Annotated in this window: 20 protein-coding genes and 1 tRNA gene; 10 read left to right on the top strand and 11 right to left on the bottom strand. The window is 60.4% G+C overall.

What is annotated here, in order from left to right:
• Window positions 1-5: 5 nt before the first annotated feature.
• Together NDJ10_RS06805 and aat are read right to left on the bottom strand one after the other, a co-directional pair.
• On the bottom strand, window positions 6-788 hold the full coding sequence (locus NDJ10_RS06805) for an arginyltransferase (RefSeq protein WP_296160459.1): 783 nt from the start codon (window positions 786-788) through the stop codon (window positions 6-8).
• Window positions 785-1,549 carry a leucyl/phenylalanyl-tRNA--protein transferase gene (aat, locus tag NDJ10_RS06800; protein ID WP_296160458.1) on the bottom strand — a complete coding sequence of 255 codons (765 nt, stop codon included), beginning with the start codon at window positions 1,547-1,549 and terminating at the stop codon, window positions 785-787. The genes NDJ10_RS06805 and aat overlap by 4 nt, the downstream gene beginning before the upstream one ends.
• Window positions 1,550-1,624: 75 nt before the next feature.
• Between aat and NDJ10_RS06795 the strand changes: the two genes are divergently transcribed.
• Window positions 1,625-1,701, top strand: a tRNA-Pro gene (locus NDJ10_RS06795).
• Between the two features lie 111 nt (window positions 1,702-1,812).
• On the opposite strand, the gene NDJ10_RS06790 is transcribed toward NDJ10_RS06795, so the two are convergent.
• From NDJ10_RS06790 to NDJ10_RS06765, 6 genes are all read right to left on the bottom strand, one after another.
• Entirely contained in the window at window positions 1,813-4,380 is a 2,568-nt protein-coding gene (locus NDJ10_RS06790) for an FtsX-like permease family protein (protein WP_296160457.1), read from the bottom strand.
• A complete protein-coding gene (gene pabB, locus NDJ10_RS06785; RefSeq protein WP_296160456.1) occupies window positions 4,373-6,163 on the bottom strand; it encodes an aminodeoxychorismate synthase component I in 1,791 nt (596 codons plus the stop codon). Before pabB ends, NDJ10_RS06790 begins: the two co-directional genes overlap by 8 nt.
• Entirely contained in the window at window positions 6,147-6,809 is a 663-nt protein-coding gene (locus tag NDJ10_RS06780) for an ABC transporter ATP-binding protein (RefSeq protein WP_296160455.1), read from the bottom strand. The genes pabB and NDJ10_RS06780 overlap by 17 nt, the downstream gene beginning before the upstream one ends.
• Window positions 6,800-7,807 carry a tRNA (adenosine(37)-N6)-dimethylallyltransferase MiaA gene (gene miaA, locus NDJ10_RS06775; protein WP_296160454.1) on the bottom strand — a complete coding sequence of 336 codons (1,008 nt, stop codon included), beginning with the start codon at window positions 7,805-7,807 and terminating at the stop codon, window positions 6,800-6,802. Before miaA ends, NDJ10_RS06780 begins: the two co-directional genes overlap by 10 nt.
• Window positions 7,807-9,018, bottom strand: coding sequence for a multidrug effflux MFS transporter (locus NDJ10_RS06770; protein WP_296160453.1), 1,212 nt, complete (start codon window positions 9,016-9,018; stop codon window positions 7,807-7,809). The genes miaA and NDJ10_RS06770 overlap by 1 nt, the downstream gene beginning before the upstream one ends.
• Before the next feature lie 104 nt (window positions 9,019-9,122).
• Window positions 9,123-9,329: a c-type cytochrome gene (locus NDJ10_RS06765; RefSeq protein ID WP_296160485.1), complete on the bottom strand. Its 207-nt coding sequence runs from the start codon at window positions 9,327-9,329 to the stop codon at window positions 9,123-9,125.
• Here NDJ10_RS06765 and NDJ10_RS06760 point away from each other — a divergent pair.
• The 3 genes from NDJ10_RS06760 to NDJ10_RS06750 all read left to right on the top strand — a co-directional run bounded on the left by NDJ10_RS06760 (window position 9,297) and on the right by NDJ10_RS06750 (window position 13,564).
• Window positions 9,297-9,419, top strand: coding sequence for a hypothetical protein (locus tag NDJ10_RS06760; protein ID WP_296160451.1), 123 nt, complete (start codon window positions 9,297-9,299; stop codon window positions 9,417-9,419). The genes NDJ10_RS06765 and NDJ10_RS06760 overlap by 33 nt on opposite strands.
• A 100-nt stretch (window positions 9,420-9,519) precedes the next feature.
• On the top strand, window positions 9,520-10,887 hold the full coding sequence (locus tag NDJ10_RS06755) for a beta/gamma crystallin-related protein (protein ID WP_296160450.1): 1,368 nt from the start codon (window positions 9,520-9,522) through the stop codon (window positions 10,885-10,887).
• A 52-nt stretch (window positions 10,888-10,939) separates the two neighbouring features.
• Entirely contained in the window at window positions 10,940-13,564 is a 2,625-nt protein-coding gene (locus NDJ10_RS06750) for a diguanylate cyclase (protein ID WP_296160449.1), read from the top strand.
• A 14-nt stretch (window positions 13,565-13,578) separates the two neighbouring features.
• Here NDJ10_RS06750 and NDJ10_RS06745 read toward each other — a convergent pair whose 3' ends face one another.
• The 3 genes from NDJ10_RS06745 to NDJ10_RS06735 are packed head-to-tail and all read right to left on the bottom strand — an operon-like array spanning window position 13,579 to window position 16,004.
• Window positions 13,579-14,205 (bottom strand): riboflavin synthase, encoded by a 627-nt coding sequence (locus tag NDJ10_RS06745; RefSeq protein WP_296160448.1) that lies wholly within the window; start codon window positions 14,203-14,205, stop codon window positions 13,579-13,581.
• A 10-nt stretch (window positions 14,206-14,215) separates the two neighbouring features.
• Entirely contained in the window at window positions 14,216-15,328 is a 1,113-nt protein-coding gene (gene ribD / locus NDJ10_RS06740; RefSeq protein ID WP_296160447.1) for a bifunctional diaminohydroxyphosphoribosylaminopyrimidine deaminase/5-amino-6-(5-phosphoribosylamino)uracil reductase RibD, read from the bottom strand.
• A gap of 28 nt (window positions 15,329-15,356) precedes the next feature.
• On the bottom strand, window positions 15,357-16,004 hold the full coding sequence (locus NDJ10_RS06735) for a GntR family transcriptional regulator (RefSeq protein WP_296160446.1): 648 nt from the start codon (window positions 16,002-16,004) through the stop codon (window positions 15,357-15,359).
• A gap of 129 nt (window positions 16,005-16,133) precedes the next feature.
• On the opposite strand from NDJ10_RS06735, the gene scpA reads away from it, so the two are divergent.
• The 6 genes from scpA (at window position 16,134) to NDJ10_RS06705 (ending at window position 22,571) form a co-directional block, all read left to right on the top strand.
• Window positions 16,134-18,311 (top strand): methylmalonyl-CoA mutase, encoded by a 2,178-nt coding sequence (gene scpA / locus NDJ10_RS06730; RefSeq protein WP_296160445.1) that lies wholly within the window; start codon window positions 16,134-16,136, stop codon window positions 18,309-18,311.
• Window positions 18,312-18,368: 57 nt separating this feature from the next.
• Window positions 18,369-18,620, top strand: a complete 252-nt coding sequence (vapB, locus tag NDJ10_RS06725) for a type II toxin-antitoxin system VapB family antitoxin (protein ID WP_296160443.1) — start codon at window positions 18,369-18,371, stop codon at window positions 18,618-18,620.
• On the top strand, window positions 18,617-19,024 hold the full coding sequence (locus NDJ10_RS06720; protein ID WP_296160442.1) for a type II toxin-antitoxin system VapC family toxin: 408 nt from the start codon (window positions 18,617-18,619) through the stop codon (window positions 19,022-19,024). Before vapB ends, NDJ10_RS06720 begins: the two co-directional genes overlap by 4 nt.
• Window positions 19,025-19,052: 28 nt before the next feature.
• Entirely contained in the window at window positions 19,053-19,949 is an 897-nt protein-coding gene (locus tag NDJ10_RS06715) for a restriction endonuclease (protein ID WP_296160441.1), read from the top strand.
• A 9-nt stretch (window positions 19,950-19,958) separates the two neighbouring features.
• Entirely contained in the window at window positions 19,959-20,975 is a 1,017-nt protein-coding gene (gene meaB / locus NDJ10_RS06710) for a methylmalonyl Co-A mutase-associated GTPase MeaB (protein ID WP_296160440.1), read from the top strand.
• Window positions 20,976-21,038: 63 nt separating this feature from the next.
• Window positions 21,039-22,571, top strand: coding sequence for an acyl-CoA carboxylase subunit beta (locus tag NDJ10_RS06705; protein WP_296160439.1), 1,533 nt, complete (start codon window positions 21,039-21,041; stop codon window positions 22,569-22,571).
• The last annotated feature ends 297 nt before the right edge of the window (window positions 22,572-22,868 follow it).

Here is a 22,868-nt window from a genome sequence, read left to right as displayed (position 1 = left end):
TCATTTTATCTTGTGAAATCTTCGTCCATGAGCCTGGCGATGTCTGTCCTGTCAGCCACAGCGTGCCACTGCTGCCCGGTGAAAATCTCAAACGGCCTGAAGCGTGACTTGTAGGACATCTTCTGGCTCTGCGCCACCCAATACCCCAGGTAAAGGTACTTCAGGCCACAAGCTTGCGCCCGCTTGATCTGCCACAGTACGCTGTAGGTGCCATAAGAGCGTCCAGGCTCAGGATCGTAAAAGGTGTAAACGGCAGACATGCCGTCGTCAAGCTGGTCGATGATGGACACCATTTTCAGAACGCCGGGGGCATTGTCTGGCGAAGGCTCACGAAACTCGACCAGCAAGGAGTCAACGTGGCTGTCCATCAGGAAATCCTGGTACTGCGCCACATCATCGGCGTCCATGCCGCCACCCGGGTGCCGGGCCTGCTGGTAGCGCTGGTAGAGGGCAAAGTGTTCCGGCAAAAAAGTCAGGGAGCTGACCGTGGCCTTTAAATGAGCATGTTGGAACCAGGCGCGTTTTTGACTGCGGTCCGCCTTGAAGTCGGCCACGGGCAAGCGCAGCGAAAGACACGCCTGGCAGTGATCACAATGCGGACGGTAATAAAACAGACCGCTGCGCCGAAAACCATTGCGCATCAACACTGAATAGCCCGTGGCGTCGATCAGATGGGCGGGCGTAGCCACTTGGGATCGGGCCGTCCGCCCGTCAAGATAACTGCAAGGGTAGCTTGCCGTCGCATAAAACTGAAGCGTTTTGAATGCTGTTTCCTGGGACTGGTTCACGCTGAAGCCGAATTGAATGCAAAGAGATGTTGCCAGTATAGGGACTTGAAATGCCAGTCAAGCGCAGGCTGCCGGCACAAGGCCCGAACCCGCCTGACAAATTCAGGCCTTGGCATTTCGTGTGCTCCCAGCGATGCGAGGTGAGCGGTATTCTGCTGGCAATCAATCTGGCTGATCTGATGCTGGCGGCACAGGCCCACCAGCGCCGCCAGCGCAATTTTGGAGGCATCGGTCTGGCGGTAAAACATCGACTCGCCAAACACCGCTTGCCCGCTGGCGACGCAATACAGCCCGCCGACCAATTCACCCCTGACCCAGGTTTCGACGCTGTGGGCCAGACCCGCATGGTGCAGGTTGATATAGGCGTTGATCATGTCGGGCACGATCCAGGTGCCGTGCGCGTTCGGTCTGGGGTTTGACGCGCAGGCTTGAATCACTTGCGCGAAGGCGTTGTCAATGCGGATTTCGCAGTCCGGATCGTTGGCAAACTTCTTCAGGGTTTTTTTCAGGGAAGGAGACAGCTTGAACTGCTCCACTTCAAGCACCATGCGCGGTGCCGGACTCCACCACAAAATGGGCTGACCGGCACTGAACCACGGGAAAATACCGTTCTGGTAAGCTTTTTGCAGGGTCGCAACCGACAAATCAGCCCCCGCACACAACAGGCCGGGCGCCACCGTGTCAACCCCCCATGCCGATTCGACGGGTGGAAAAGCCTCGCCGCTGGCAAGCCAGGACAAAGGGGCAGGATTGTGTGTCATTTAACTGCGCTGCAAGGTGATTGCGTGGGGGGAGTCGTCCAAAAACAGTGGCTTCAGCGATTACAATATATGAGTCGGGGCGTAGCGCAGCCTGGTAGCGCATCTGGTTTGGGACCAGAGGGTCGAAGGTTCGAATCCTTTCGCCCCGACCAATTCATTCTACAAAAGCCTTTAAGGAGAAATCCTTAAAGGCTTTTTTTCAGGCATGAATGATCTGGATGGCCACGCAGCTGAGCTCCCCCAATGACGATGTCCTCCTGGTTTCACCAATCCTCTTTGACCGCCAGTACCGCATCCTGGCCCGCCGCTGCCCGGGCGGCCAGCCAGGCGGTCAGCGTGCCTGCCGCCACCACGGCCAGGCATAGGCCCAGCAGTTTGAGCCAGGGCAGCATCAGGTCCATGGTCCAGTGAAAACTTTGCGGATTCACCACCTGCACCAGCACCACTGACACCACCAGGCCCAGGCCCAGACCCGCCAGCGCGCCCAGCAGCGTCCAGGCTGCACCTTCAAGGGCGACCACGGTCAGGATTTGCCGCCGTGTCAGTCCCAAATGCGCCAGCAGGCCAAATTCCTTGCGCCGCGCCAGCACCTGGGCACTGAAACTGGCGGCCACGCCAAACAGGCCAATCGCAATCGCCACGGCCTGCAGCCAGTAGGTGACGGCAAAACTGCGATCAAAAATGCGCAGTGAAGTGGCCCGGATCTGACTCGGTGTGCCGAACTCCATCAGATCACCGTTGCCAGGCCCCATTTGTTCTGCCAGCGCACGCAGTTCCTGCTGTTGTTTGGGCGCGTCCGCCGGATCGGTCAGCCACAGCGCCAGGTCATTGGCGCGCTGGTCACCGGTGAGGCGCTCGAAAACAGCCCGGTCGATGACAATGGCGCCGCTTTGGCGTGCATAGTCGCGCCAGACGCCCGCGACAAAGTAGGAGGCCTCGTCCGCCAACCCTGTTCGGGCAAGGGTTCTGAAAGTCTTGCCAAGTGGGGCAAAGGTCTGGCCCGCCACGGCCCCGTGCAGGTCCACCACCGCTTCGCTCACGTAAATGCCGATCTGCCCGACGGGCACCGGCAGCGCTTCTCCCACCAGGGGCAGGTTTTTGGCCGGATCAGCCAGCTCGCGGGCGATCAGCGCCACCGGCGGCAAGGTGGGTTTGAGCAGCAAGGGCAGCACGCGTTGCGCCTGCAACTGCTTGACGCCGTTCAAGGCTGCTGCAGCCTGTACATACGCCGGGCTGAAATAAACCGTGTCGCTGGCACCCAAATTTGGGGTGCTGCGCACATACAAATCGGCGGGCAGCACCTGGTCCAGCCACAGGCTGACCGAATCCCGAAAACTCGCCACCATCACGGTCAAAGCCACGGCCAGGCTCAGCGAAGCTACCACACCGCTGACCGCCACTGCAGCCGTTTCACGTTGGTGTCGGGCCCGCGCCACCGCCAGCAGCGGCAGGGTCTGACGCGTCACCAGTGGGGCGATGCGGTCCAGCAGCAGGCCGATCAGCCAGGGCAAGGCGGTGATGCCACCCACCAGCAACAAGGCCACCGACAGATAAGCCGCCACCGGAATGCCCCAGACAGCTGGCGCCTGGGTCAGCGCTGTGCCAACCAGGATCAAAAGCAAGCTGAGCCAGTGGCTGTGCGGATTCACCAGCGTGCCACCCAACCCCTTCAGGGTTTGCGCCGGTGGCAGGGCTTGCGCCGTCCGAGCCGGCCACCAGCCGCCCGCCAAAGCGGCGGCCACGCCCATGGCGCCGTAAACCAGAGCGGCCCAGCCATTCAATTGCAGCCGCGGCGCGGTGCCGGCAAAAAAGCCGCCACCCAGGTCGCCGCCCAGCAATTTCAAAGCCAGGGCCGCCAGGGTCGTGCCCAGGGCGATGCCGGCGGCACTGCCCAACAGGCCGAGAAAAAGCGACTCCCACAACACCAGACTCAGCCGTTTGCGGCCACTCAGGCCGAGCACGCCCAACAGCGCAAATTGCTGCGCACGTTTGGCCACACTCAGGGACAGCACCGAGAACACCAGAAAGGCCCCGGTGAACAGGGCAATGAAAGCCAGCACGGTCAGGTTGACACGGTAGGCGCGCGACAGGTTGTTGATCTGCGACTGCGCATCACCTGGCACGCTCAAGGTGAGGTCGGTGGGCCAGTCGGGGGCGCTTTGCAGGTTGCGAGCAAAGTCGTCGCGGTTCACGCCTGGCTTCAAACGCAGATCGATACGGCTCAGTTGCCCTTGCTTGCCAAACAGCTCCTGCGCTGCGCCAATGTCCATCACGGCGAGCGCCCGGCCGCTGGCGCGCACGGTGCCGGCTACAGTGACGGGCAGCAGCCCGAGGCCGCTTTGCAGCTTCAGGTTGGGTCCCGCAAGCAGTTGTGCCGCCGGGTTCAAGAACACCTGCCCCGGCGCAAACAACGCGAAGCGGTCAACTGTTTGCTTGTCGCTGGGGGGTGTGGGGAGTGGCATCAGATCGGGTGCCACATACGCCACCACGAGCGCATCGATACCGACCACCTGCAGGCTGCGTTTGCTTCCGGGCGTGATGGCGTAAGTACCCACTTCGAGCACTGGTGAGGCCCGCGCCACCTGCGGCAATCTGGCCACGCGGGCAAACAGGGACTCGTCAAACCGGCCCTGTGCGCCGCGCAATTCCAGGTCGGGCTGGCCACCCACCGAGCGCGCCGCCTGCGAGAATTCATCGAGCGCCGAGGCGTTGATCAAATGTACCGAGTACGCCAGCGCCACGCCCAGCATCACCGCCACCACTGCCGCTGCATTGCGCCACGGGTGGTGTTTGAGTTCTTGCCAGGAGAAGGTCTTGAGCAAATCAAGCATGGGGCCGAGGGCGTGATGGCAAAAGTTGCGCCGGCAACCAGCCGCGCAAGCTGTTGACAAAGGCCAGCGCCTGTACCCGCGGCAGGTCGTCCAGACGCACCACGGACTCGCGCAGACGCCCTTCTTTCAGCGCCATCTCGCGTCCAACGCCATCAAGCAGCCCGCAGCGCAGCGGTGGTGTCACCCAGCGGCCGTCAAGCAGCAGGGCGATGTTGCCGCGGGTGCATTCGGTCAGTTCACCCTGCGTGTTGTAGAGCAGCGTGTCAAACACCTGGGGGTCGGTGGTGGCAAAGGCTTCGTAGTGCGCGCGGTGCGTGGTTTTGAAACGGGTGAATTCGCTCTGAGCTTCGTCGAAGGGGCGATCGGCCAGCTGCAAGATCACCTGGGATGGTGAAGGCAGCAGCGCAAAAAACTGCACCTGCGCATGGCCGCCGGCATCAAGCAGCAATCGCACCCGCCAGGCAGAGACGTCATGGTGAGTCGCTCCAGCGACGTGGCAGTCCACGGCTTCGGGGGGCATGGATTGCCGCACTGCGTTCGCCATCACACCCGCGTCAAATGGATACCCAAAATGCTTTGCCGCCCGCTGCAGACGGGCCAGGTGCGCATCCAGGTAATGGAATACACCATGCTCCAGGCGCAGGGTTTCCAGCAACTGAAAGGGTTGGCTGGCGCGCTCCAGAAAACCGCGTTTGATACGCCACTCCTGCCATTCCGCGTCTGCCGTGGCGTCAAAGGTGATGCCGCTGCCAATGCCGCAACTGGCGTGTGAGCCGCGCAAGGTGACGGTACGGATGGCCACGTTGAAGGTGGCGTGCCCGCCCGGGCGCACCACGCCGATGGCGCCGCAGTAAATGCCGCGCGGTGCCGGTTCCAGCGCCCGGATCATGCGCATGGACTGGACCTTGGGCGCGCCGGTGACCGAGCCGCACGGGAACAGTGCGCTAAAGACATCGCACAGGGTTATGCCAGACCGGGTGACTGCGGTCACGTCCGACACCATTTGCAACACCGTGGGCAGCGTTTGCACGGTAAAAAGACGCGGAACCCTGACGCTATGAGGCTGGGCGATGCGCGACACGTCGTTGCGCAGCAAATCGACAATCATCACGTTCTCGGCACGTTCCTTGGGCGATGCCACCAGCGTCTGGGCCAGCGCATCGTCCTCGGCCGGGGTGTTGCCACGCGGCGCGGTGCCCTTCATCGGGCGGGTGAGCAGCTGTTCGTCCCGCCAGTCAAAAAACAGTTCAGGCGAGACCGACAGAATCTGCTCAAAGCCGGTGTCGATAAAGGCCGAGTAGCCCTGGGGCTGGGCGCGGTGCAGGCGCTGGAAAAGTGTTTGCGCATCACCAGAAAAATCGCCGTGCAGCGGTGCGGTGTAATTGACCTGGTACAGATCACCTGCCGCAATGGCCTGGTGGATGTGTGCCATGGCGGCATCAAAATCAGGTCGGCCCAGTCCGCTGCGCCATTGCACGCGGGTCGAGTCGTCGTCCTTTTGGGTTTCGGCGGGCCAGGGCCGGACCTGGTCATACACCCCGAACCAGGCCAGAGGGCCGCTGTGGTCGTGCACAACCAGCGCGCTATCAAACGCGGGCGCGGCCTCATAACGCACATGACCCACGCACCAGAAGCCTTGCCTGGACAGGGCATCGACGGTGGCCAGCAGCGGCTTGACCTGATCCAGCGTGTGCGCCATCAGCGTTTGTACCGGTTGGTCAAAGGCACAGCGCAACGCGGCCTGCTGGCCGTGCGGATCGGAAAAATCAAGCAGGACTTGCATGTGCAACCAGCCCCCCGGGGGTGAGTCTGAGTACCCGGTCGGCGCGCCCGGATGCCGCCAGTGAATGCGTGACCAGCACCATGGCGGCGCCGTGCTGGCGGGTTTGTTCCACCAACGCGTCCATCACCAGCGTGGCGGTGCCGGGGTCGAGATTGCCGGTGGGCTCGTCGGCCAGCAGCAGCATCGGACGGTGCACCAGCGCACGGGCAATCGCCACGCGCTGCAACTGGCCGCCGCTGAGTTGCTGCGGCAGGCGCTCGCCCAAACCGGCCAGGCCAACGGCATCGAGCATGGCTTGCACCCGCGCGTCGTCATGCTGGCCCAGCAGCATCAGCGGCAGCGCCACGTTTTGCGCCACGCTCAGATGTGGCAGCACGTGGAAGGCCTGAAACACAAAACCGGTTTTTTCACGGCGCAGGCGCGCCAGTTGCTCGTCACTGAGCGTGCCCAGATCCTGCCCGTCCAGTACCACCGTGCCGCTGTCCCAGTTATCCAGGCCCGCCATGCAGTTGAGCAGGGTTGATTTGCCCACACCCGACTCGCCGACGATGGCGACAAATTCGCCCGGCGCCACGTGCAACGAGACTTGGCTGAACACCGGCACATCGCCGTAGCGCTTGCTCAAATGTTCAATGATCAGGGCCATGGATTGCCTTCGATGAAACACCTTGCCAGGGTCAGCACCTGCGCCAGCGCATCGGGCGCATCACAGGCGATGACGCGCCGCTCCGGCATGGAACGCAGCCAGGTGATCTGGCGTTTGGCGAGCTGGCGCGTGGCAAAAATGCCCTTGTCGCGCAGTTCGCTCAAGGGCAGCTCACCGGCCAGTCCGCGCGTTTCATGCGCGTCCAGATACTCCCACGCCTGACGGTAGCCGACGCAGCGCATGGACGGCAAATCAGGATGCAGATCGCCGCGCGCACGCAGGGCCCTGACCTCGTCCAGAAAACCGTTGGCCAGCATGGCATCGAAGCGCTGGGCGATGCGCTGGTGCAGCCAGGCGCGGTCTTGCGGCTCCAGCGAGATCAGCAGGCTATTCGAGGCCTGAGGGGTGTCAATGCTGTGGCCAGATTTTCTGGTTTGAAAAGACGACAGCGGTTGCCCCGAGATGCGGTGCACCTCCAGCGCCCTGGCGATGCGTTGCGAATCCGCCGGGGCCAGCCTGGCGGCGGTGACCGGGTCCACTTGCATCAACTCGGCGTGCATGGCGGGCCAGCCGACCCGCGCTGCCTGCATTTCGATGTCGGCGCGAATGGCCGGGTCGGCGCGGGGCATGTCGTCGAGCCCGTCGCGCAGCGCCTTGAAATACAGCATGGTGCCGCCCACCAGCAGCGGCAGCTTGCCACGCGCTGTGATGTCGGTTATCAATTTTTGTGCGTCGGCCACGAACTCGGCAGCGCTGTAGGCCTGCAGCGGGTCGCGGATGTCGATCAGGTGGTGCGGCACGGCCGCCAGTTCGGCTGCCGTGGGCTTGGCCGTGCCAATGTCCATGCCGCGATAGACCAGGGCCGAATCAACGCTGATGATCTCTACCGGCCAGGCCTGGGCAATGGCCAGCGCGGCCGCTGTTTTGCCTGACGCGGTGGGGCCGGCCAGCGCCAAATAGTGGGGCAGGGTGGAATTTAATTGGAATCTGACCCCCATTACTTGGATTCTCCATACTTCTGCACCAGCGTCCAGGCGGTCAGCGCGATCAGGGCGCTCCAGAACCACACGCCCAGCGTCAGCGGCAGCACGGTGCCGTCCATGTGCCCGCCGAGCCAACTGCCCATGGCAAATGCCGCCAGCATCATCAAAAAGCCGTTCATGGCCGAGGCGGCGCCGGCCGCGTGCGGGAACGGTCCCACCGAACCGCTTTGGCCACAGGGCTGGTGGATGCCGTGGCCGATGACAAACAGCATTTGCGGCCCCATGATGGCCCACACGTTTTGCACGCCGGCCAGGCTGAGCACAGCCATCAAGGTGCCACCAGCGAGCGACAGCCCGCCCGCCCATTTGAGCGTGCGGCGCACGCCAAGGCGCGCCAACCAGTAGCGGCACAAAAAGGTACCGGCAATGTAGCCCAGCGAGTTCAGTGCCATCAAGGCGCCGTACTGCGTCTTGCTCAGGCCCAGTACATTCATGAAGACAAACGACGAAGCCGCCAAAAGGGTGAACAGGCCACCGTAAGACGCGGCTGACAGCGCTGAAAAAGCCAGGAAAGCAGGGTGACGAAAAATACTTTGCCAGGTTTTCAGCAATGTGGCGGCCTGCAAGGCCTGGGGGTTCTTGCGCTGCAGGGTTTCCTCAAAACGCCAGGCAATCATGGCCAGGCTGGCGGCACCAAAGATGGCCAGCGCCAGCAGGGCGATGCGCCAGTTGAAGACCTCGGTCAGCAGTCCGCCGCTGGGGGCACTCAAAAAGGCAATCACGCCCAGGCCGCTCAAGCCCTTGCTCATGACCCGCGCGCCCTGCACCGGCGCGTACAGGTCACGCACGATGGCGCGTGCGCACATCACCGCCGCACCCATGGCGGCACCTTGCACGGTACGCCAGACAATCAAGGCGGTCATGCTGGGTGCCAGCGTGCTGCCAACGGCAGCCAGCACGTAAGCGCTCAGGCCGACCAGCAAAATGGGCCGCCTGCCAAAGCGGTCGGACAGCGGCCCCCACACCAGTTGCGACACACCAAACGCCAGCAACAGCGCCGTCAGCGTCAACTGTGCCTGGTGCATGGGCGCAGCAAAGCCGGTGGTCAGCACCGGCAGCGCGGGTAAATACAGGTCGGTGGTGATGGGCTGCAGGCCGAGCAAAAGCGACAACAGCAGGACGATCACAGCAGGTGGCATGGCTGTGGTGGTGGCTTGATTTGGCATGCCTTGGAGGGTAGCAGATAGCACGCCCGTTTTTGCTGCAGGCCAGGCAGCCCCGCGCTGAAACCCGGTTTGCTATTCCGAAAGAATCCAGTCCGCCAGATTCTTCAGCTCCTTGGGGTCTTTGGTGTCGATGATTTTGTCTTTTTCCACGGTGCCGTCCTCGAACTGAATATTGGGACCGGTCGTGATGTTTTTGATGATTTTTTCTTGGCCATCTGTCTTTTGGCTGGTTGCAATTTTTTTTTCAATGAAGGGCCTTTTTTGGTTTTGTCAACCGCATGGCACTTGGTGCAATCGTTGTCCTTGAACAGGGCTTTGGCTGCATCGGCATCGACAGCTTTGGATTCCGCACCGGCTTGCTCAAACGCGCACCGTGCGCCAACGCACAGACCCAGCCTTAAAGGCCCAACATAGTCCGGTCTGTGTCACTTGAATCCCCTGGTGGCAGGACATGCAAGCTGCGGCTTGGCAGATGCATACAACTTTCTGGAGAAACCATCAATGAACACCCACTTGAAAAACGCATTGGCGCTGACCGCTGTCGCGGTCGCCAGCCAGGCGATGGCACAGGTCACTTTTTTCGAACAGGACAACTTTCGCGGCCGCTCTTTCACCACCGAGAGACAGGTCGGGAATTTTGAGCGTTTCGGCTTTAATGACCGGGCCTCGTCAGTCGTGGTAGCCCGCGAAAGCTGGGAGGTTTGCGAAGACACCCAGTTCGGCGGTCGTTGTGCGGTCTTGCAGCCTGGCCAATATCCGTCATTGAGCGCGATGGGCCTGAACGACCGTGTGTCGTCGGTGCGGGCTGCGCGCAACACGGCGCCTGCTCCGGAGACACCACAGATCACCTTCTATGAAAACGAAGGGTTTATCGGTCGTTCTTTCGTTACTCAAGAGCTGGTCAGGAATTTCGCCCGCAATCAGTTCAATGACCGCGCCTCCTCGGTGGTCGTGGTGGGCGGCCCTTGGGAGCTTTGTGAAAACAATCAGTTCAGAGGTCAATGTGTCGTCCTGCGTCCGGGACAGTATCCGTCCATGTCGGCGATGGGCTTGAACGACCGCGTTTCCTCAGTCCGGCTTGCGAGCCGTGACGCACGCATTGATGACCGCTATGCGCCCGGTCCGGCAACCGGACAGGTCACCTTCTACGAACGTGAAGGATTTACCGGTCGCGCATTCACCACGGTTCAGTCGATCGACAACTTTGTGCAAAACAACTTCAATGACCGCGCTTCCTCAGTGGTGGTTGCCGGCGGCCCTTGGGAGCTTTGTGAAAACAATCGGTACAGCGGTCGATGCGTTGTTTTGCGTCCAGGCCAGTACCCCTCGATGGCGGCGATGGGTCTGAATGACCGTGTGTCGTCGGTGCGCGCCATGAGCCCTGGCGTGAACAATGGTGGTCAAGGATATGAGTCCCAGCCGGTTGCGGCACCTGACTACCGTCGGCGCAACAATGAGCGGCTCTACGAGGCCAATGTGACGTCCGTGCGTGCGGTGGTCGGAACCCCTGAGCAGCGCTGCTGGGTCGAGCCCGGGCAAGTCGCCCAGACGCAAGGCAATGCCAACATTCCCGGCGCGATTGCAGGTGCCCTCATTGGCGGCATTCTGGGCCATCAGGTTGGCGGCGGAAGCGGCAAGGACATTGCCACCGTCGGCGGCCTGATCGCCGGGGCCGCGATAGGTGCGAACGTCGGTCGCACCGACGGGACAACGCAGGATGTACAGCGTTGTGAAAGCACTCCCAACCAGGCCCAGGCCCAGTATTGGGATGTCAGCTACAACTTTCGGGGTCAGGAGCACCGCACGCAAATGACGACGCCGCCCGGCGCCACCGTGACCGTTAACGAGCGGGGTGAGCCTCGCCGGTAGGATTTGGACTCAACGTGGAGGGCGTAAACTCGGTACACAAAAGACTCTGTTCATGACCAAGGAATCGCCGTTGAGCCAACGCTGGAAAATTCATTTGCCGCATCTGGTGGCCTGGACCTTGGCTTTGGTCGCAGTGCTGGCGTTGTTGTTGCTGACGCGTCAGGTCACTCAATCCAATTTGGAAAAAGATGAGCGCACCGCCCGGCGTGAGCTGGTCAATCTGTCGTACCTCAGCCAGCAGCACGTCAGACGGACCCTGCATACGGTTGACCAGACGCTGAAAATTGTTCGCGCACTCTACCTGCGCGATGGCATGGCGCTCGACCTGGCTGACTTGGTACGCCGGAGTACGCTGGATGTGGCATTGGTGCACCACGTGGGCATCATCGATGCCCAGGGTATTTTCCGCTTGAGCAACTTGCCCCAGACACCGACGGTCAACCTGGACGACCGGGAATACTTCAAGATGCATCTGGCGCGTGCCAGCGATGAACTGCTTGTCTCGCCACCGATGCTGGAACAGTTCTCCAAAAAATGGACGATTCAGCTCACCCGGCGCATCAACCAGCCTGATGGCAGTTTTGCCGGGGTGGTGGTGGTGTCGCTGGATGCCGATTATTTTGCCCGTTTTTACGCCAGCCTGGACCTGGGGGAGCAAGGTAATGCGATGCTGCTGGGGCGTGACGGCAGGGTCTGGGCGCAGCGCGCCAAGCTGTCAGCAGGCGCGGCACAGGAGGTTTTGCCGCAAGCGCCAGTGGAAGGTTTTTTTGATTCGGACATGGCCGCGGATGGCGTGCCGCGCTTGTACCATGCCAGGCCGGTGCCGGGTTTCCCGCTCTATGTGTCGGTGGCTTTGGGCAAACAGGAGTACCAGAAAGAGGGCCTGCAGACGAACCGGCTGGATTGGCTGCTGGCAACCCTGGGTGGCCTGTTGTTGCTGGGGTGTGCCGCCATTTTTTCGTGGGACCGCTCCCTTATCCAGCGGCAACACCGGCAATTGGCGCAAAGTCATAAGCAGATGAAGCTGGCGCTTGACAGTGGGGGCCTGGCGCTGTGGTCCTGGGATTTGGTCACCGGGCAGATAGAAGTGGACGAACGCTCAGGGGTCATGCTGGGCTTTCTGCCAGGCGCGCAACAATTTGACAACAAGCTGTTTGTCGAGTTGTTGCACCCGGACGACAGGCGGATGCTGGCCGAACGCTTGCCGCCAGTGCTTAAAAGCGAGGTGCCGCGTTTGTTGCTGGAACACCGACTGCGCCACAAGGATGGACATTGGGTGCATTTGATGGTGCGCGGGCAAGTGGTTGCGCGTGATGCGGCAGGACGGGCGTTGCGCATGACGGGTACTGCGGTCGATCGCAGTGAACAAAAACGGCTGGAGCTGGCCGTGCAGCAAAGCCAGACCTTGTTGCAAAATCTCACCGACCAGGTGCCTGCCGAGTTGTTTCAGTTCAATATGGATGCCGACGGGCGTATTCATTTTTCCTATTTGTCCAAGTATTTCCTGGATTTTTATGGCTTGACACTGGCACAGGTGCAGCATGATGCGTCGCTGCTTTTTGCCTGGCAGCATCCCGACGATGTCGCCAGGGTCAAGCTGTCGATCCAGCAGTCCGTGACCCACCTGACACCCTGGCAAACGGAATACCGATTGAAGCTGCCCGACGGCAGCGTGAGTTGGCGTGGTGGTCGTGGCGTGCCGCAAAAACGTGATGATGGCAGTGTGGTCTTTCATGGGGCCATTTTTGACATCACCGAGCGTAAACAGGCCGAAGAAGCGCAACGGGTGGCGGCGGTGGCGTTTGAATCCAGCGCCGCCATGGTGGTCAGTTCGGCAGATTTGCGCATTTTGAGGGTGAATCACGCTTTTGTGGATTTGACTGGGTACAGCTTTGACGAAGCAGTGGGCCAGTCCAGCAACATGCTCAGGTCTGGCCGCCATGACCCGGCTTTTTACCAAGCCATGTGGCACAGCCTGACGCAAACCGGCCATTGGGAGGGTGAGCTGTGGAACCGGCGTAAAAATGGCGATGTGTACCCGGATTGGTTGTCGATCACCGTGGTCAAAGATATGCAGGGCCAGGTCACCCACTATGTGTCGGTGCATACCGACATTAGCTTGCGCAAGCGGTTCGAGGAAGACATTCGCAAATTGGCGTTTTTTGATCCGTTGACACAACTGCCCAACCGCCGCCTGCTGCTGGACCGTTTGCAGCAATTGAGCGCGGTGCGGGCCCGCAACAACCAGATCGCGGCGGTGTTGTTTCTGGATCTGGACCGGTTCAAATTGCTTAATGACAACCATGGCCATGACCAGGGTGATGAGTTATTGATCCAGGTGGCGCAGCGCCTGCAGGCTTGTGTGCGCGAGGTTGATACCGTCGCGCGCCTGGGGGGCGATGAGTTTGTGGTGGCCTTGGCGCAATTGAGCGAAGATGAAGAGCTGGCGCAGGCTGGGGCGCAAGCGGTGGCCAACAAGATTTTGCAAGCCATGGCACGGCAGTTTGTCTTGCCTGAAGTGACCTGGAGCCTGTCGGTCAGCATTGGCGTGGCGCTGCTGGTGAATGCCAGGGCGTTGCCCGAAGACCTGTTGAAGCAGGCCGACATGGCCATGTACCAGGCCAAAGCCGCAGGCCGCAATGGCGTGCACTTTTTTAGTCACCGATCACGCGCTTAAGCCTGTTTTCCGCTTTAGACGGTATTGTGAGAGCTCAACATCCTCTCGCAATAGCGCGCAATCAGGTCAATCTCCAGGTTCACCCGTGAGCCCACCTTGAGCGTCCCCAGCGCGGTGTTCTGCACCGTGTGCGGGATCAGGTTGATCGACATCTCGCAGCCCTCGGCGCTGTCCTGAATCTGGTTCACGGTCAGGCTGACACCGTTGACGGTGATCGAGCCCTTGTAGGCCAGGTACTTGGCCAAGGCTGGCGGCGCCATCACGCGCAATTGCCAGCTTTCGCCGATTTCGGCAAAGTAAGTGACGTGGCCGATGCCGTCGACATGGCCAGAAACAATGTGGCCGCCCAGCCGGTCATGGGCGCGCAGGGCCTTTTCCAGGTTGACGGTGCCCAACTGGTCAAGCCCGGCGGTCTTGTTGAGCGACTCGGCCGAAATATCGATGGTGAACTGGTTTTGGGCCGCGTCGAAGCTTGTGACGGTCATGCAGGCGCCGTTGAGCGCAATGCTGTCGCCCAGCCCGACGTCGTCGAGGTAGCCCGGTGGGCAGGTGATGGTCAGGCGCTTGCCATGGGTGGCAGTTTCGCCCAGGGGCTGAACGTTGGTGATGCGGCCGATGCCTGTGATGATGCCTGTGAACATAGTAATTTCATTAAAAAACGTCTCGGCCGCATACGCGGGCGACGATGCGCAGGTCCGGCCCCAGCATGGCCGTGGACGTGAAGTCCAGTGGCAGCGCCTGGGCCAGATCCTGCAGCGGACCAAAGTGTGCCATGCCGCGCCCCTGGCCGATCAGTTTGGGGGCCAGATAAACCAGAAATTCATCAACCAGACCCGCGCGGATCAGCGAGCCGTTGAGTTTTTCACCGGCTTCCACATGCAGCTCGTTGACTTCGCGGCGCGCCAGGTCGCGCAGCATGGCTGCCAGATCGACCTTGTCGTTGGGGCCGGGCAGCAGCACCACCCTGGCGCCGCGTGCCTGCAGCGCCGCCTGTCTGGCTTCGTCCGGCACCGCCGCGTAGATGTACAGCGCCCGCGCTGGGGTAAACAGCGCTGCGTCCAGCGGGGTTTCCAGGCGGCTGTCAACCAGCACCAGCGCCGGTTGGCGGGGCGTGTCAACCAGCCGCACGTCAAGCTTGGGGTTGTCGGCCAGCACCGTGCCAATGCCGGTCAGCACGGCACAGGCGCGGGCGCGCCAGGCGTGGCCGTCAGCGCGGGCCGGGGGCGAGGTGATCCATTGGCTGACGCCATTGTCGAGGGCGGTCTTGCCGTCCAGCGAGGCCGCCAGCTTCATGCGCACCCAGGGGGTTTTGCGTACCATGCGGCTGAAGAAACCGAGGTTGAGTTCGCGCGATTCGGCGCCACCGGGGCCGATTTCGACCTCGATGCCGGCGGCGCGCAGCCTTGTGAAACCATTGCCGGTGACCAGGGGGTTGGGGTCGCCAATGGCGGCCACCACTTTTTTGATGCCCGCCGCCGCCAGGGCATCGCAGCAGGGCCCGGTGCGGCCCTGGTGTGAACAGGGCTCCAGCGTGACATAGGCCGTGGCACCCACCACGCTGTGGCCGCGGGCGGTAGCGTCGCGCAGCGCCATGACTTCTGCGTGCGCCTCACCAGCGCGCTGGGTGGCGCCCTGGCCAAGCACCTGACCGGCGGCTGTGGTGATGACGCAGCCCACGCGGGGGTTGGGGGAGGTGAGCAGCAGGCTTTGCGTGGCCAGTGCCAGTGCCTGTTGCATGAAAGTGTTGGTTGGCGGCAGGGTCATGAGGATCGGTGGCGTGGGCTTGTTGTCGTTAAACCGCTGCTTCGAGGCCGTTGGCAAAATGCGTCTGCATGCGCTGTGTGCAGAGCTGCGGGTCGCGCGCTGCCAGCGCGGCCATGATGGCGCGGTGTTCATCCAGCGATTCGCCGATTCGCCCTGTTTTCAGTAGTGAGTTGTGGCGGTTGAGTTTCATGACCTTGCGCAGGTCGGCCACCATCTGGTTGCGCCAGCGGTTGTCGGCGATTTCCAGCAGACGCATGTGAAAACGCTCATTGATTTCAAAAAAGCGTTGACGGTCCTGTTGCTCTGGCCGGGCGGCTTCTTCAAGTTCCTGGTGCAGCGCTTGCAGTTCGGCCATCTGGGCTGCGGTGGCCCTTTGGGCCACGACCCCGGCGGCATCGGATTCGAGCAGGCTCAACAAGTGGTAAACATCGGCCAGATCGCGTTCGGAAACCTCGGTCACATAGGCACCACGACGCACCTTCATGGTCACCAGGCCTTCGGTCGCCAGCACCTTGAGCGCTTCGCGCATCGGCGTGCGGCTGATGCCGTAGTCCTGGGCAATCTTGAGTTCGTCGATCCAGCTGCCGGGCTCCAGTTCGCGGCTGAAAATGCGCTGACGCAGCAGTTCAGCCACTTCTTCGTAGAGTGCGCGGGGAGCTAATGAGAGTGCGGCCATAGGACAAATTGTAAGCTGGAAGGAATTTTTTGTATCAATAATTATAAATAATGTAAACTTGCTTGCTCAAAATGTGCGCCGCTGTCACAGTGGCGTGCGTTGCGATTTATTCCTTAACTGTTTGCCACCATGACACACACCAATCCTGAATTTCAGCCTGCCAGTCTGGACGCCTGGGCCAAGGCCGCCGCCAAATCCGCGCCCGGTGGTGATGTGAATGCGCTCAATTGGCTGACACCCGATGGCATTTCGGTCAAACCGCTGTACACCGCCGAGGACACGCAAAACCTGCCTTACGCCAACACGTTGCCGGGGTTTGAGCCCTACCTGCGCGGCCCGCAGGCCACCATGTACGCGGTGCGACCCTGGACCATCCGCCAGTACGCCGGGTTTTCCACCGCCGAAGAGTCCAACGCGTTTTACCGCAAGGCGCTGGCGGCGGGCGGCCAGGGTGTGTCGGTGGCGTTCGACCTGGCCACCCACCGCGGCTACGACAGCGACCACCCGCGCGTGACCGGCGACGTCGGCAAGGCTGGCGTGGCGATCGACTCGGTGGAGGACATGAAGATCCTGTTTGACCAGATTCCGCTGGACAAGGTTTCGGTCTCCATGACCATGAACGGCGCCGTGCTGCCGGTGCTGGCCGGCTACGTGGTGGCTGCGGAAGAGCAGGGCGTGTCGCAGGACAAGCTCAGCGGAACGATTCAGAACGACATTCTGAAAGAGTTCATGGTGCGCAACACCTACATCTACCCGCCCGAGCCGTCGATGAAGATCATCGGCGACATCATCGAGTACACGGCCAAGCACATGCCGAAATTCAACTCGATTTCGATCAGCGGTTACCACATGCAGGAAGCCGGCGCCAACCAGGCGCTGGAACTGGCCTTCACCCTGGCCGATGGCAAGGAATACGTGAAAACCGCCATTGCCAAGGGCATGGATGTCGATGACTTTGCCGGCCGCCTGAGCTTTTTCTGGGCCATTGGCATGAATTTCTACCTGGAAGTGGCCAAGATGCGCGCCGCGCGCCTGCTGTGGTGCCGCATCATGAAGGGCTTTGACGCCAAAAACCCCAAGTCGCTCATGCTGCGCACGCATTGCCAGACCAGCGGCTGGAGCCTGACCGAGCAGGACCCCTACAACAACGTGGTGCGCACCACCATCGAGGCCATGGCGGCGGTCTTTGGCGGCACGCAAAGCCTGCACACCAATTCGTTCGACGAGGCCATCGCGCTGCCGACCGAATTCAGCGCACGCATTGCCCGCAACACCCAGCTCATCATCCAGGAAGAAACCCACATCACCAACGTGATCGACCCCTGGGCGGGCAGCTACATGATGGAAAAGCTGACGCAGGACATGGCCGATGCCGCCTGGGCCATCATCGAGGAAGTCGAAGCCATGGGCGGCATGACCAAGGCCGTGGATTCGGGCTGGGCCAAGCTCAAGATCGAGGCGGCGGCGGCAGAAAAACAGGCGCGCATCGACAGCGGCAAGGACGTGATCGTGGGCGTCAACAAGTACAAGCTCAAGACCGAGGACGCCATTGAAGCCCGTGACATCGACAACGTGGCGGTGCGCGACTCGCAAATTGCCCGGCTCAACGCGATCAGGCAGCAACGTGACGCAGCCCGGGTGCAGCAAGCCCTGAAAGCCATCGAAGAAGCTGCCGCCAGTGGCAACGGCAACCTGCTGGACCTGAGCATCAAGGCCGTGCGCGCCCGCGCCACCGTGGGCGAAATCAGCGACGCCATGGAGAAATCCTTTGGCCGCCACCGCGCCGACACACAAAAGGTGACCGGCGTTTATGCAGCGGCTTTTGATACCGATACCACGGCCGGAGACACCATGGACTACTGGAACGCACTCAAGGCAGAAATTGAGGAGTTTGCCGCCGGGCAGGGTCGCCGCCCGCGCGTCATGATCAGCAAGCTGGGCCAGGACGGCCATGACCGCGGTGCCAAGGTGGTGGCCACGGCTTTTGCCGACCTCGGTTTTGACGTTGACATGGGCCCGCTGTTCCAGACCCCCGAGGAATGCGCGCGCCAGGCCATCGAAAACGATGTGCATGCCGTTGGTGTGAGCACGCTGGCCGCCGGTCACAAGACGCTGGTGCCGGCCATCATTGCCGAGCTCAGGAAGCAGGGCGCCGACGACATCATCGTGTTTGTCGGCGGTGTGGTTCCGCGGCAGGACTACGACTTTTTGTACCAGTCCGGCGTCAAAGGCATCTACGGCCCCGGCACCCCCATTCCGGTGAGCGCCAAGGATGTGCTCAATCAAATCAAAAAGGCGTTGGCTTGATGGATTATTGATTGAGATATATCATTGAGATGTCTTAACTTAATTTCAGGTGATGCCATGATTTCTCCCACTGAAACAGCCAAAGTGTTCATGTCTGGCCGCAGCCAGGCTGTGCGTTTGCCCAAAAACTTTCGATTTGATGTGGATGAAGTTGTCATTCGTCGCGTGGGCGACAGTGTGATCTTGACCCCTATGGGAGGCGATTGGGCTTTTAGAGTGCGGTCAGTTTTCGATCTTTTTGCTGATGTTGAACCGTTTTCACGTGAACCTGAGTGGTCGCAAAACGAGCGTGAGTCTTTGTTGCCATGAATCGTTCACTTAAATACATGTTGGACACCAACATCTGCATTTATGCCATCAACCACCGACCAGAGAATGTCTTGCAAAGGTTGATTGATGCAGGTGCGGGCGCGACCTGCTTGTCCAGTATCACGGCTGCAGAGTTGGCTTTTGGCGCTGCCAAAAGTTCGCGTCCTGACACGAAAGTCAAACTGGAAGCATTTTTTGAAAGTTTGCCTGCTTTGTCATGGGGCGAAGAAGCGATATGGCACTACGGTCAAACGCGGCTTGCTTTGGAGTGCACAGGCCAGCGAATTGGCGAGAGGGATTTGTTGATTGCCTGCCATGCGCTGGCGCAAAACCTGATTCTGGTAACGAACAACACCCGAGAGTTTGAGCGTGTTCCGGGCTTGAAACTGGAGAATTGGGTATGAGGTTCGAATCCTTAAGAAAGATTGATCAATGAGTACCACTTCGGTTCTAAAGCAAAAAACCAGGCAATCGGAATTTGTTAGATGGTTTGGACCTTTGTTGCAGGCTTTGCGCGATTTGGGTGGTTCGGCATCACCGCGTGAGGCCATCGAAAGAATTGCTCAAATTGAGAAAGTTCCTGACTCTGTCAGGGAAGTGGTTCTCAAGTCGGGTCAAGAGCGGTTTTATAACCAAGTGATGTGGGCACGCCAATATTTGGTATGGGAAGGCTTTATTGATTCGGGGCGGCGCGGTGTTTGGTCTTTGACGCAGCAAGGCAAGAATGTAATTTTGTCTGCAGATGAGGCACGGGAAATATTTCTCAGGCAAGTGCAACGACAAGCAAAACTTCGTAAGGTCGCATCTGGTGCTGCAGCGCAAGCGATTGAAGACGATGGCGTTCCTGCTGACACGCCGCAAGCAGATGAAGATGCCAGTCTTCAAGGTTTTTTACGTGTTGTGAAGGGTTTGTCCCCGAGCGGATTTGAACGTTTGTGCATGCGACTACTTCGAGAGTCCGGGTTCGAACGAGTGCAAGTGACTGGACGGTCAAATGATGGGGGCATCGATGGGGTGGGTGTCTTGCAACTAAACGACTTGATGAGTTTCAATGTCGTATTCCAATGCAAGAAATGGGAGCAATCAGTACCACCAAAAGAAATACGTGACTTGCGAGGTGCCATGGATGGTCGCGCAGATAAAGGAATATTTCTGACAACGAGCACCTTTTCAAGTAACGCGCGTGCAGAAGCAGAGCGACCGGGTGCTGTTCCCATAGAGTTGGTTGATGGTGAAAAACTTTTTGAGATGTTCAAGCGGCATGAGTTGGGCTTGAAACCTCGAATCGTCTTCGATATTGACCTATCGTTCTTTGAACAATTTGAATGAGGTTTGAAGTTGTTTAATCTTCAAAACTCGTTACAGGCGGTCCTGCAAGGTGAATCGCTCGCACAGCGCCGCGCTATCGCCAAGGCCATCACCTTGCTGGAGTCCACGCGTGCCGACCACCGGCTGCAGGCCGATGAACTCCTCACCGCCTTGTTGCCGCACACCGGTCAGTCGTTCCGCTTGGGCATCAGCGGCGTGCCGGGCGTTGGGAAATCGACCTTCATCGAGGCCTTGGGCCTGTACCTGATTGCCCAGGGCCACCGCGTGGCGGTGCTGACGATTGACCCTTCTTCAACCGTTTCCGGCGGTTCCATCCTGGGTGACAAGACCCGAATGGAACTGCTGTCTGTGCATGAAAAAGCCTACATCCGCCCCAGCCCCAGCAGCGGCACGCTGGGCGGTGTGGCCGAAAAAACCCGCGAGGCCATGCTGGTTTGCGAAGCAGCCGGGTATGACGTGGTGATTGTGGAAACCGTGGGTGTGGGGCAAAGCGAGACGGCAGTCGCCAACATGACCGACATGTTTGTGCTGCTGCAGTTGCCCAACGCGGGTGACGATTTGCAGGCCATCAAGAAAGGTGTGATGGAGCTGGCCGACCTGGTGGTCATCAACAAGGCCGACATTGACCCCGATGCCGCCACCCGGGCCCGCGCCCAGATCAATTCCAGCCTGCGTTTGCTGGGTTTGCACGGCAGCCCGGAGCACATGCACCACGACCAGAAAACATGGCACCCCCAGGTGATCCAGCTCAGCGCCCTGCATGCCCAGGGGGTGGATGCCTTCTGGGACAAGGTGCTCGAATTCAAGGCCCTGCAAACCGGCAATGGCAAGTTTGCTGCACGCCGCCAGAAGCAGTCCCTGGCGTGGATGTGGGAACGCATTGACGCCGGCCTGAAACAGGCCTTTGCCCAGCATCCGGCGGTCAGAACTCTGTTGCCCCAGTTGACCCAGGAGGTCCTGGCAGGCCGCGTGGCGGCCTCCACGGCCGCCCGCAACATGCTCCAGGCTTATGCTGAAACTGCCTAAGCCACGCATCACATCAAAATCCGAAAACCGAACCATTTCCTGACCTAAGAGAGAGACCAAGCCATGCACGATATTCTTGAACAACTGGAAAAAAAGCGCCAACTTGCCCGTTTGGGTGGGGGCCAGAACCGCATTGATGCGCAGCACAAAAAGGGCAAGCTCACCGCGCGTGAGCGGCTGGAAGTGCTGCTCGATGAAGGCACGTTCGAAGAGTGGGACATGTTTGTCGAGCACCGCTGTGCCGACTTCGGCATGCAGGACAACAAGATCCCGGGTGACGGCGTGGTGACGGGTTACGGCATGATCAATGGCCGTCTGGTGTTCGTCTTCAGCCAGGACTTCACGGTGTTCGGCGGTGCCCTGTCGGAGGCCCATGCCGAGAAAATCTGCAAGATCATGGACCAGGCCATGAAGGTCGGTGCGCCGGTGATCGGCCTGAACGACTCGGGCGGTGCGCGTATCCAGGAAGGCGTGGCCTCGCTTGGTGGTTATGCCGAGGTGTTCCAGCGCAACGTGATGGCCAGTGGCGTGGTGCCGCAGATCAGCATGATCATGGGGCCTTCAGCAGGTGGCGCGGTGTATTCGCCCGCCATGACCGATTTCATCTTCATGGTGAAGGATTCGAGCTACATGTTTGTCACCGGCCCGGAAGTGGTCAAGACCGTGACGCACGAGGAGGTGACGGCCGAGGAACTTGGTGGCGCCATCAGCCACACCACCAAAAGCGGGGTGGCCGACCTGGCTTTTGAGAACGATGTCGAGGCGCTGCTGATGCTGCGCCGCCTGTACAACTACCTGCCGCTGAACAACCGCGAAAAAGCCCCGGTGCGCCAGAGCGGCGACCCGGCCGGCCGCATGGAACACAGCCTGGACACGCTGGTGCCTGACAACCCGAACAAGGCTTATGACATGAAGGAGCTGATCGTCAAGACGGTCGACGACGGCGACTTCTTTGAGCTGCAACCCGAGTACGCCAAAAATATCCTGATCGGCTTTGCCCGCATGGACGGCCAGACCGTCGGTATTGTGGCCAACCAGCCGCTGGTGCTGGCGGGTTGCCTGGACATCAAGAGCAGCATCAAGGCGGCGCGTTTTGTGCGTTTTTGCGATGCCTTTAATATTCCGGTGATCACCTTTGTCGATGTGCCCGGTTTCATGCCCGGCACCTCTCAGGAATTCGGCGGCATCATCAAGCACGGCGCCAAGTTGCTCTATGCCTACGCCGAGTGCACCGTGCCCAAGATCACCGTGATCACACGTAAAGCCTACGGCGGTGCCTATGACGTGATGGCCTCCAAACACTTGCGCGGCGACGTCAACTTTGCCTGGCCCAACGCTGAAATTGCCGTGATGGGTGCCAAGGGTGCGGTGGAGATCATCTTCCGCGAAGACAAGGGTCACCCGGAGAAACTGGCGGCCAAGGAGGCCGAGTACAAAGCCCGTTTTGCCAACCCGTTTGTGGCGGGTGCCCGCGGCTTTATTGACGACGTGATTCTGCCGTCGGAGACCCGCAAGCGCATTTGCCGCAGCCTGGTCATGCTCAAAGACAAGAAGCTTGAGAACCCGTGGCGTAAACACGGCAACATTCCGCTTTAAATTTTTGTGGAATACAGCATGACTGTGTATCGCGCTGGATCGGGTAGCCTGGGCGTTTTGCTCCGTGTCCCCCGGCCTGCAGCCTCCTCCTTTACCTGCGCAAAACGCCCAGGCAACCCAATCCTGGTCGGTTGGCGTGCGGGCATGAAATACAAGGTCAGGGTTACGCAGCGGCAGGGTGGGGGTGTCTGTTGCAGCGAAGTCAAGGAGGAATCCAAAGGCGAGAGCCTTTGGAGGGGGACATGAGCGGAAGCAGACACCCTCGCCCTGTTGCGGACCCACAAACACGGCGTCCCG

It is taken from the genome of Rhodoferax sp., from assembly GCF_023700745.1.
Taxonomy (GTDB): Bacteria; Pseudomonadota; Gammaproteobacteria; order Burkholderiales; family Burkholderiaceae_C; genus Rhodoferax.
This window is presented reverse-complemented; position numbering and strand designations above follow the sequence as displayed.

Bases quoted from the DNA above. Each gene is read 5' to 3' on its own strand.
- aat (WP_296160458.1), bottom strand. From the start codon at position 1,549: ATGACACACAATCCTGCCCCTTTGTCCTGGCTTGCCAGCGGCGAGGCT.
- NDJ10_RS06790 (WP_296160457.1), bottom strand. From the start codon at position 4,380: ATGCTTGATTTGCTCAAGACCTTCTCCTGGCAAGAACTCAAACACCAC.
- pabB (WP_296160456.1), bottom strand. From the start codon at position 6,163: ATGCAAGTCCTGCTTGATTTTTCCGATCCGCACGGCCAGCAGGCCGCG.
- NDJ10_RS06780 (WP_296160455.1), bottom strand. From the start codon at position 6,809: ATGGCCCTGATCATTGAACATTTGAGCAAGCGCTACGGCGATGTGCCG.
- miaA (WP_296160454.1), bottom strand. From the start codon at position 7,807: ATGGGGGTCAGATTCCAATTAAATTCCACCCTGCCCCACTATTTGGCG.
- NDJ10_RS06770 (WP_296160453.1), bottom strand. From the start codon at position 9,018: ATGCCAAATCAAGCCACCACCACAGCCATGCCACCTGCTGTGATCGTC.
- NDJ10_RS06760 (WP_296160451.1), top strand. From the start codon at position 9,297: ATGGCACTTGGTGCAATCGTTGTCCTTGAACAGGGCTTTGGCTGCATC.
- NDJ10_RS06755 (WP_296160450.1), top strand. From the start codon at position 9,520: ATGAACACCCACTTGAAAAACGCATTGGCGCTGACCGCTGTCGCGGTC.
- NDJ10_RS06750 (WP_296160449.1), top strand. From the start codon at position 10,940: ATGACCAAGGAATCGCCGTTGAGCCAACGCTGGAAAATTCATTTGCCG.
- NDJ10_RS06745 (WP_296160448.1), bottom strand. From the start codon at position 14,205: ATGTTCACAGGCATCATCACAGGCATCGGCCGCATCACCAACGTTCAG.
- ribD (WP_296160447.1), bottom strand. From the start codon at position 15,328: ATGACCCTGCCGCCAACCAACACTTTCATGCAACAGGCACTGGCACTG.
- NDJ10_RS06735 (WP_296160446.1), bottom strand. From the start codon at position 16,004: ATGGCCGCACTCTCATTAGCTCCCCGCGCACTCTACGAAGAAGTGGCT.
- scpA (WP_296160445.1), top strand. From the start codon at position 16,134: ATGACACACACCAATCCTGAATTTCAGCCTGCCAGTCTGGACGCCTGG.
- vapB (WP_296160443.1), top strand. From the start codon at position 18,369: ATGATTTCTCCCACTGAAACAGCCAAAGTGTTCATGTCTGGCCGCAGC.
- NDJ10_RS06720 (WP_296160442.1), top strand. From the start codon at position 18,617: ATGAATCGTTCACTTAAATACATGTTGGACACCAACATCTGCATTTAT.
- NDJ10_RS06715 (WP_296160441.1), top strand. From the start codon at position 19,053: ATGAGTACCACTTCGGTTCTAAAGCAAAAAACCAGGCAATCGGAATTT.
- NDJ10_RS06705 (WP_296160439.1), top strand. From the start codon at position 21,039: ATGCACGATATTCTTGAACAACTGGAAAAAAAGCGCCAACTTGCCCGT.